6 protein-coding genes and 1 pseudogene are annotated in these 9,171 nt (G+C 72.2%); 2 read left to right on the forward strand and 5 right to left on the reverse strand.

Translation table 11 applies throughout. The features are described from left to right. The first annotated feature begins 74 nt into the window (after positions 1-74). Both L7D48_RS05785 and pgi read left to right on the forward strand, forming a co-directional pair. The gene (locus L7D48_RS05785) at positions 75-410 is read left to right on the forward strand and encodes an RNA polymerase-binding protein RbpA (protein ID WP_076971064.1); all 336 of its coding nucleotides are present in this window, start codon (positions 75-77) and stop codon (positions 408-410) included. 134 nt (positions 411-544) lie between these two features. After that, positions 545-2,227, forward strand: coding sequence for a glucose-6-phosphate isomerase (gene pgi, locus L7D48_RS05790; RefSeq protein ID WP_237877790.1), 1,683 nt, complete (start codon positions 545-547; stop codon positions 2,225-2,227). 123 nt (positions 2,228-2,350) lie between these two features. Here the strand turns inward: pgi and pgl are convergent, their stop codons facing one another. The 5 genes and pseudogenes from pgl to tkt form a co-directional block, all read right to left on the reverse strand. Beyond that, positions 2,351-3,211 carry a 6-phosphogluconolactonase gene (gene pgl / locus L7D48_RS05795; protein ID WP_308312220.1) on the reverse strand — a complete coding sequence of 287 codons (861 nt, stop codon included), beginning with the start codon at positions 3,209-3,211 and terminating at the stop codon, positions 2,351-2,353. Then, positions 3,211-4,150 (reverse strand): annotated as a pseudogene (gene opcA, locus L7D48_RS05800) (glucose-6-phosphate dehydrogenase assembly protein OpcA); the annotation flags it as partial. The gene pgl and the pseudogene opcA, both read right to left, overlap by 1 nt. Then, positions 4,147-5,673, reverse strand: a complete 1,527-nt coding sequence (zwf, locus tag L7D48_RS05805) for a glucose-6-phosphate dehydrogenase (RefSeq protein WP_237877791.1) — start codon at positions 5,671-5,673, stop codon at positions 4,147-4,149. The gene zwf and the pseudogene opcA, both read right to left, overlap by 4 nt. 5 nt (positions 5,674-5,678) lie before the next feature. Further along, positions 5,679-6,797 (reverse strand): transaldolase, encoded by a 1,119-nt coding sequence (gene tal, locus L7D48_RS05810; RefSeq protein WP_237877792.1) that lies wholly within the window; start codon positions 6,795-6,797, stop codon positions 5,679-5,681. A gap of 36 nt (positions 6,798-6,833) precedes the next feature. Then, positions 6,834-8,927 (reverse strand): transketolase, encoded by a 2,094-nt coding sequence (tkt, locus tag L7D48_RS05815; protein ID WP_237877793.1) that lies wholly within the window; start codon positions 8,925-8,927, stop codon positions 6,834-6,836. Positions 8,928-9,171: the final 244 nt, after the last annotated feature.

The raw sequence follows: 9,171 nt of genomic DNA on the forward strand, positions 1-9,171 counted from the left end.
ACGTACACTGGGGCACCCGCAGCGGAGCTGCCTGTCGATGCTCCGCGGCACCGTGAAGGCAGGGAGTTACGACCGTGGCAAGTGGCAACGCGATCCGGGGAAGCCGGGTCGGAGCGGGGCCGATGGGGGAGGCCGAGCGAGGCGAGTCCGCGCCGCGCCTGCGCATCTCCTTCTGGTGCTCCAACGGGCACGAGACCCAACCCAGCTTCGCCAGCGATGCGCAGATCCCGGACACCTGGGACTGCCCGCGCTGTGGTTTCCCGGCAGGCAAGGACCGGGACAACCCGCCGGACCCGCCGCGCACCGAGCCGTACAAGACCCACCTCGCGTACGTGCGCGAGCGGCGCAGCGACGCCGACGGCGAGGCGATCCTCGCCGAGGCGCTGGCCAAGCTCCGCGGGGAGATCTGAACACCGGCCGACCGGCCGGACAACGGCGCACGACGGCCCGGCCGTACGCCCCGACGGGGCGCGCGGCCGGGCCGTCGTTCCATTAGGTTGGGACGCGGCGGGGTCCGTACGACAGGAATGGACTGATTTCCCAGATGAACGCTGAAGGCCGCGGCAGGCTCGACCGGATGCCGCAGTGGCAGGCGCTGGCCAGGCACCGCGAGGAACTCGGGGAGGTGCACCTGCGCGAGCTGTTCGCCGCCGATCCGCGGCGCGGCGAGCGCTACGGCGTCCAGGTCGGTGACCTGTACCTGGACTACTCCAAGAACCTGGTCACGGACGAGACCCTGCGGCTGCTGCGCGAACTGGCCGAGGCGACCGGGGTGGCGCGGCTGCGGGAGGCGATGTTCCGCGGCGAGCGGATCAACACCACCGAGGACCGGGCCGTCCTCCACACCGCCCTGCGCGCCCCGCGCGACGCGGTGATCGAGGTGGACGGCGAGGACGGCCGGGACGGGAAGGGCGGGGGAAACATCGTGCCCGCCGTGCACGCCGTGCTCGACCGGATGTCCGCCTTCGCCGAGGCGGTGCGGGCCGGGAAGTGGGCCGGGCACACCGGTCTGCCCGTCAGGCACATCGTCAACATCGGCATCGGCGGATCCGACCTGGGCCCGGCGATGGCCTTCGAGGCGCTGCGCGCCTACACCGACCGGGAGCTGGACGTCCGCTTCGTCTCCAACGTGGACGGCGCGGACCTGCACGAGGCGCTGCAGGGCCTGGACCCGGCCCGGACGCTGTTCGTCGTCGCCTCCAAGACCTTCACCACGATCGAGACCATCACCAACGCCACCTCCGCCAGGGACTGGCTGCTGGCCGGTCTGGGCGCGGGGAGGGAGGCGGTGGCCAAGCACTTCGTGGCGCTGTCGACGAACGCGGAGGCGGTCGCGGAGTTCGGCATCGACACCACGAACATGTTCGAGTTCTGGGACTGGGTCGGCGGGCGCTACTCCTACGACTCGGCCATCGGCCTCTCCCTCATGATCGCCATCGGTCCGGAGCGCTTCCGGGAGATGCTCGAGGGCTTCCGCACCGTCGACGAGCACTTCCGCACCGCGCCGCCCGAGGAGAACGCCCCGCTGCTGCTGGGCCTGCTGGGCATCTGGTACGGCGCCTTCTTCGGGGCGCAGTCGCACGCGGTGCTGCCCTACAGCCACTACCTGTCGAAGTTCACCGCCTACCTCCAGCAGCTCGACATGGAGTCCAACGGCAAGTCCGTGGACCGGCAGGGCGAGCCGGTGGACTGGCAGACCGGCCCGGTGGTGTGGGGCACGCCCGGCACCAACGGCCAGCACGCCTACTTCCAGCTGCTGCACCAGGGCACCAAGCTGATCCCGGCGGACCTGATCGGCTTCGCGCGGCCCGTGGCGGACCTGGAGCCCGCGCTGGCGGCCCAGCACGACCTGCTGATGGCCAACCTCTTCGCCCAGGGCCAGGCGCTCGCCTTCGGCAAGACGGCCGAGGAGGTGCGCGCCGAGGGCGTCGCCGAGGAGCAGGTCCCGCACCGCACGTTCCGCGGCAACCGCCCCACGACGACGATCCTGGCCTCCGAGCTGACCCCGTCGGTGCTGGGGCAGCTCGTCGCCCTCTACGAGCACAAGGTGTTCGTCCAGGGCGCGGTGTGGGACATCGACTCCTTCGACCAGTGGGGCGTGGAGCTGGGCAAGGTGCTCGCCAAGCGCATCGAGCCCGCGCTGACCGAGGGGGCCGAGGTGGAGGGGCTGGACGCCTCCACGGCGGCCCTGGTGGCCCGCTACCGCTCGCTGCGCGGCCGGGACTGATCCAACGCGGGCCCGGGCAGGGCCGGCGGGCCCGGGGAGGCCCCCACCGCGCTCACGGCGGCGGCCCCGCTCCCTTCCCGGGAGCGGGGCCGCCGCGTTCGGTACGGGCTCCCGCGGCGCCGGTCAGCCCCGGACCGACTCGGGCAGGAGGGCAGCCGCCTGCTCGTCGAGGATCCACAGGGTGCGCTCGCGCCCGCGGGCACCCGCCGCGGGGGTCCGCGCCGGGTCGCCGGCGGTCAGCGCGCCGGCGGCGGCCTCGGCCTTGTCCTCGCCCGCCGCCAGCAGCCAGACCTCCCGGGCCGCCCGGAGGGCCGGGAAGGTCAGGGAGATCCTGGTCGGCGGCGGCTTGGGCGCCTGCCGTACGCCGACGACCGTGCGCCCGGCCTCCTCCGCGGCCGGATGGCCGGGGAAGAGCGAGGCCACGTGGGTGTCCGGGCCCAGCCCCAGCAGCAGCACGTCGAAGGCGGGCACCGCCCCGCCCGTACCGTCGCCGTCGCCGGAAGCGCCGTCGCCGGGGCCGCTCTCACCGGCGGCCGCGGCGAGCTCCGCCGCGTACGCCTCGGCGGCCGCGTCCACGTCGTCGCCGTGCGGACCGTCGCCGGCGGGCATCGGATGGACGCGCGACGGCTCCAGGGGGAGCGCGTCCAGGAGCGCCTCGCGGGCCTGGGTGTGGTTGCGGTCCGGGTCGCCGTCGGGCAGGAACCGCTCGTCGCCCCACCACACGTCGACGCGGGACCAGTCCACCCCGTCCCGTCCCGGGGCCTGCGCCAGGGCGGCGAGCAGAGCGTTGCCGTTGCGGCCCCCGGTCAGGGCGATGTGGGCCCGGCCGCGGGCGGTCTGCGCGTCCACGATCGCGGTGATCAGGCGTGCGGCCGTGGCCCGGGCCATCCGCTCCTTGTCCGGGTGGACGACGATCTGCGGGGGAGCCTGCTCCCCGCCCGGGGCCCGCGCCGCCTGAGCCTGCGCCGCCTCGGCCGCCTCCATCTCGGCGACCTGCCCGCGCACCAGGCGGTCGAGGCCGAAGCGGACGGCACCCGCGTAGGTCTCGTCCGGGTCCAGGCGCCGCAGCTCCTCGGCGATCAGCTCGGCGGTGGAGCGCCGGTGCAGGGCCACGCTCCGGTCCGGCTGGCCCGGCACCGAGAGCGTCGCCAGCGAACCGTCGCCGCGGTCCAGGCAGATGTCGCCCTCCTCCGTGGCCAGCCGCACCGCCGTGATGCCGGGGCCGCCGGAGAGCACGCGCTCGACGGGGACGCCCAGACGGTCGGCCAGCCACAGCGCCAGCAGCTCCGAACTGGGGTTGTACTCCTCGCCCTCGACCACCGCCCGGGTCACACGGGCCTGCTTCTGGTCCAGGGCGGCGGCCAGCACGCTGCGCCACAGGGTGACACGGGTCCAGGCGAGGTCGGTGTCGCCCGGCGCGTAGGAGGAGGCACGCCCCCTGAGGGCCGCGACCGGGTCCTCGGTCTCCGCCGCGTCGGTGATGCGCCGCTGCGCCAGGGCGCCCAGCGGATCCTTCGAGGGGTACTCGGGCGGATCGGCCGGCCACCACACCACGACCGGCGCGTCCGGCAGCAGCAGGGGCAGGACGACGCTGTGGGCGTGGTTCGCCAGTTCGCCGTGGAGGCGCAGCAGGACCGTCTCGCCGGTGCCGGTCTCGCCGCCCACCCGCACCTCCGCGTCGAGCCGGGCCATGGCCCGGTCGCGGGGCGAGCGGCCCGGGCGCCGAACCACGACGAGGATGCGCGAGGGATGCTCCTTCGACGCGTCGCTGGCCGCCTTCAGCGCGTCGTAGTGGCTGCCCTCGTCGGTGACGATGACGAGCGTGAGCACCATCCCGACGGCCGGGCTGCCCATCGCCCGCCGCGCTCGCACCAGAGCCGCGTTGATCCGGCCGGACGTGGTGTCGGTGAGATCGATGTTCATGGCCGCCGCCAGCTCCGTCCGTCGCGTGCGAGCATCTCGTCGGCCGCCTGGGGACCCCAGGTCCCGGCGGTGTACGGCTCGGGCCTGCCGTGCGCGTCCCAGTACTCCTCGACCGGGTCCAGGATCTCCCAGGAGCGCTCGACCTCCTGGTGCCGGGGGAAGAGGTTGGCGTCGCCCAGCAGCACGTCCAGGATGAGCCTCTCGTACGCCTCGGGGCTGGACTCGGTGAAGGACTCGCCGTAGGCGAAGTCCATCGTCACGTCGCGGATCTCCATCGAGGTGCCGGGCACCTTGGAGCCGAACCGGATCATGACGCCCTCGTCCGGCTGCACCCGGATGACCAGGGCGTTCTGGCCCAGCTCCCGGGTGTCGGTGGCGTCGAAGGGGGAGTAGGGGGCGCGCTGGAAGACCACCGCGATCTCGGTGACCCGGCGGCCCAGCCGCTTGCCCGTGCGCAGGTAGAAGGGGACCCCCGCCCAGCGGCGGTTGTCGATCTCCAGCTTGATGGCGGCGTAGGTGTCCGTCCGGGAGGCCGGGTCGATGCCCTCCTCCTCCAGATAGCCGGGCACCTTCTCGCCGCCCTGCCAGCCCGCCCGGTACTGGCCGCGCACGGTGTGCCGGCCCAGGTCCCGGGGCAGCCGCACCGCGTTGAGCACCTTCAGCTTCTCGGTGACCAGCGCCTTGGCGTCGAAGGAGACGGGCTCCTCCATCGCGGTCAGGGCCAGCAGCTGGAGCAGATGGTTCTGGATGACGTCGCGCGCGGCGCCGATGCCGTCGTAGTAGCCAGCGCGGCCGCCGATGCCGATGTCCTCGGCCATCGTGATCTGCACGTGGTCCACGTAGGAGCGGTTCCACAGAGGCTCGAACAGCGTGTTGGCGAAGCGCAGCGCCAGGATGTTCTGGACGGTCTCCTTGCCCAGGTAGTGGTCGATCCGGAAGACGTCGGACTGGCGGAAGACCCGGTGGACGACCCGGTTCAGCTCCTGGGCGCTGGCCAGGTCGTGGCCGAAGGGCTTCTCGATGACCGCGCGGCGCCAGGATCCGTCGGGGGCCTCGGACAGCTGGTGCTTCTTGAGCTGCTCCAGGACGGTGGGGAAGAACTTCGGCGGCACCGAGAGGTAGAAAGCGAAGTTGCCCCCGGTGCCGCGGGACTTGTCCAGCTCCTCGATGGTGGACTTCAGCCGGGCGAACGCGTCGTCGTCGTCGAAGACGCCGGGGACGAAGCGCATCCCCTCGCCGAGCTGCCGCCAGACCTCCTCACGGAAGGGGGTGCGGGCGTACTGTTTGACCGAGTCGTGCACGACCTGGCAGAAGTCCTGGTCCTCCCACTCGCGGCGGGCGAAGCCGACGAGGGAGAAACCCGGTGGGAGCAGGCCCCGGTTCGCCAGGTCGTAGATGGCGGGCATCAGCTTTTTTCGTGACAAATCGCCTGTGACGCCGAAGATCACCAGTCCCGACGGCCCCGCGATGCGCGGGAGCCGCCGGTCCTGTGCGTCACGCAGCGGGTTGGCTGCGCTGCTCACCTGCTCTATGCCTCCTTCGGCGCGAGGCGCTTCAGCTCGGCCTCGGTGGAGGCCAGCAGATCGTTCCAGGCCTGCTCGAACTTGTCCACGCCCTCGACCTCGAGCTGCTCGACGACCTCGTCGTAGCCGATGCCGAGCTTCGCGATCGCGTCGAGGTCGGCGCGGGCCTGCTCGTAGGTGCCGCGCACGGTGTCGCCGGTGATCTCGCCGTGGTCGCCGACGGCCTCCAAAGTGGCCTCCGGCATGGTGTTCACCGTGTTCGGTGCGACCAGCCCGGTGACGTAGAGGGTGTCGGGGTAGCTGGGGTCCTTCACACCGGTGGAGGCCCACAACGGGCGCTGCCGGTTGGCGCCGGCGGCCTCCAGGGCCGTCCAGCGGTCGGAGGCGACGACCTCCTCGTACGCCTGGTAGGCCAGCCGTGCGTTGGCCAGCGCCGCCTTGCCGCGCAGCGCCAGCGCCTCGTCGGTGCCCAGGGCCGTCAGCCGCTTGTCGATCTCGGTGTCCACCCGGGAGACGAAGAACGACGCCACGGAGTGGATCTCCGACAGGTCCAGCCCCTTGGTCTTCGCCTGCTCCAGACCCTCCATGTAGGCGTCCATCACCATCCGGTAGCGCTCCAGCGAGAAGATCAGCGTGACGTTGACGCTGATGCCCGCGGCGATGGTCTCCGTGATCGCCGGAAGCCCGGGGGTGGTGGCGGGGATCTTGATCAGGGTGTTGGGGCGGTCCACCAGCCAGGCGAGCTGCTTGGCCTCGGCGACCGTGGGCCGTGTGGCGTGGGCCAGCCGCGGGTCCACCTCGATGGAGACCCGGCCGTCCTGCCCGTTCGTGGCGTCGAAGACCGGGCGCAGGATGTCGGCGGCGTCGCGGACGTCGGCGGTGGTGATCATCCGGATCGCCTCCTCCACCGTCACACCGCGGGAGGCGAGGTCGGCGAGCTGCCGGTCGTAGCCGTGCCCCTCGGAGATCGCCTTCTGGAAGATCGACGGGTTGGTGGTGACACCCACGACGTGCTGCTCGTTCAGCAGCTCGGCGAGGTTGCCGGACGTGATGCGCTGGCGGGACAGGTCGTCCAGCCAGATCGCCACGCCTTCGTCACTCAGGCGCTTGAGTGCGTCTGTCATGAGGAATGCATCTCCTGATCTCGTTGCCTGTTGGCGTCAGCGTGCGGCGGCGGCCACGGATTCCCGGGCGGCGGCGGCGACCGCCTCGCCGGTCAGGCCGAACTCCCGGTAGAGCACCTTGTAGTCGGCCGAGGCGCCGAAGTGCTCCAGGGAGACGATCCGGCCGGCGTCGCCGACGTAGCGGTGCCAGGTCAGACCGACACCGGCCTCCACGGCCACGCGTGCCCGGACCGACGGCGGCAGCACGCGCTCGCGCCAGGTGCGGTCCTGCTCCTCGAACCACTCCAGGCACGGCATCGACACCACCCGGGCGGGCACGCCCTCGGCCTGGAGCGACTCGCGCGCGGCCACGGCGAGCTGCACCTCCGAGCCGGTGGCGATGAGGATCACCTGAGGCTCGCACTCGCGCCCCTGGGAGTCCGAGGCCTCGAACATCACGTACCCGCCGCGGGCGGCGTCCTCGTTGGGCTCGTAGGTCGGCACGTTCTGCCGGGTCAGCGCGATGCCGTGCGGGGCCGGGCGGTCGCCGTGGCGGCGCATGATCTCGCGCCAGGCGATCGCGGTCTCGTTGGCGTCGGCCGGGCGGACCATGTTCAGGCCCGGAATGGCGCGCAGCGCCGCCAGGTGCTCGACCGGCTGGTGGGTCGGGCCGTCCTCGCCCAGGCCGATGGAGTCGTGCGTCCACACGTAGGTGACCGGCAGCCCCATCAGGGCCGCCAGCCGCACCGCCGGGCGCATGTAGTCGGAGAACACCAGGAAGGTGCCGCCGTAGATCCGGGTGTTGCCGTGCAGCGCGATGCCGTTCATGGTCGAGCCCATGGCGTGCTCGCGGATGCCGAAGTGCACCGTGCGGCCGTACGGGTCCGCCTCCGGCAGCGGATTGTCCGCCGGGAGGAAGGAGGAGGAGGCGTCGATGGTGGTGTTGTTGGAGCCCGCGAGGTCGGCGGAGCCGCCCCACAGCTCGGGGATCACACCGCCCAGCTCCTTGAGCACCGCGCCGGAAGCCTTGCGGGTGGCCATGTCCTTGCCGGCGGGGAAGGAGGGCAGCGCCTTCTCCCAGCCCTCGGGCAGCCTCCCGGCGCTGATCCGGTCGAACTCGGCGGCGCGGTCGGGGTTGGCCCCGCGCCACTTGGCCAGTTCGTCCTCCCAGGCCCGGCGCGCCTCGCGGCCGCGGTCCACGACCTTGCGGACGTGCTGGAGGACCTCGTCGGCCACCTCGAAGTCCTTCTCCGGGTCGAAGCCCAGCACCCGCTTGGTGGCCGCGACCTCCTCCTCGCCCAGCGCGGAGCCGTGCGAGGCCTCGGTGTTCTGGGCGTTCGGCGCGGGCCAGGCGATGATCGTGCGGGCGGCGATCAGGGAGGGGCGCTCGGTCTCGGCCTGCGCGGCCTTCAGCGCCGCGTACAGCGCCTGGACGTCGAAGTCGCCGCTGGGCGCCTGCTCGATGCGCTGGACGTGCCAGCCGTAGGCCTCGTAGCGCTTCAGGACGTCCTCGGACAGCGCGGTCGCGGTGTCGCCCTCGATGGAGATGTGGTTGTCGTCGTACAGGGCGACGATGTTGCCCAGCTTCTGGTGGCCGGCCAGCGAGGACGCCTCGGCCGAGACCCCCTCCTCCAGGTCGCCGTCGGAGACGATCGTCCAGATGGTGTGGTCGAAGGGGGAGGCGCCCGGGGCGGCCTCCGGGTCGAACAGGCCGCGCTCGTAGCGGGCGGCCATCGCCATGCCCACGGCGTTGGCGATGCCCTGACCCAGCGGGCCGGTGGTGGTCTCGACCCCGACCGTGTGGCCGTACTCCGGGTGGCCCGGGGTCTTGCTGTCCCAGGTGCGGAAGGCCTTCAGGTCGTCCAGCTCCAGCCCGTAGCCGGACAGGTACAGCTGGATGTACAGCGTCAGGCTGGTGTGGCCGGGGGAGAGGACGAACCGGTCCCGGCCCGCCCACCGCGCGTCGGACGGGTCGTGCCGCATCAGCTTCTGGAAGAGCAGGTACGCCGCCGGAGCGAGGCTCATGGCGGTACCGGGGTGTCCGTTACCGACTTTCTGCACGGCGTCCATCGCCAGGACCCGTACGGTGTCGACAGCCCGCTGATCCAGTTCGGTCCACTCGAGATCTGTGGTGGTCGGCTTGGTGCTCACCCTGCGTCAGGGCTCCTCTCCACATGTCGAAGGCCGGTGTCTGTCAGGTCACACCGGGCGGTGTCGAGCGTACCCTCGCCAGGGTTCCCTCTTTCGGCCCGCTCACCCTTTGGGAAGCGGGGAGAACGAACCATTTGAAATCGGGCGCCCCATGGGCCTCACCTGGGCATCTGTGGGGCGCCGGGCGCACATGAGCGCGACCTCGCGGTGCCGCGCGAGGCCCCGCGCACCCCCTGCCCGCGCC

This window comes from Streptomyces sp. ICN903, assembly GCF_022015835.1.
In the GTDB taxonomy this organism is placed as follows: domain Bacteria; phylum Actinomycetota; class Actinomycetes; order Streptomycetales; family Streptomycetaceae; genus Streptomyces; species Streptomyces fenghuangensis.

Excerpts from the sequence above, each read along its gene's own strand:
- pgi (WP_237877790.1), top strand. The coding sequence starts at position 545 with ATGAACGCTGAAGGCCGCGGCAGGCTCGACCGGATGCCGCAGTGGCAG.
- pgl (WP_308312220.1), bottom strand. The coding sequence starts at position 3,211 with ATGGAGGCGGCCGAGGCGGCGCAGGCTCAGGCGGCGCGGGCCCCGGGC.
- tal (WP_237877792.1), bottom strand. The coding sequence starts at position 6,797 with ATGACAGACGCACTCAAGCGCCTGAGTGACGAAGGCGTGGCGATCTGG.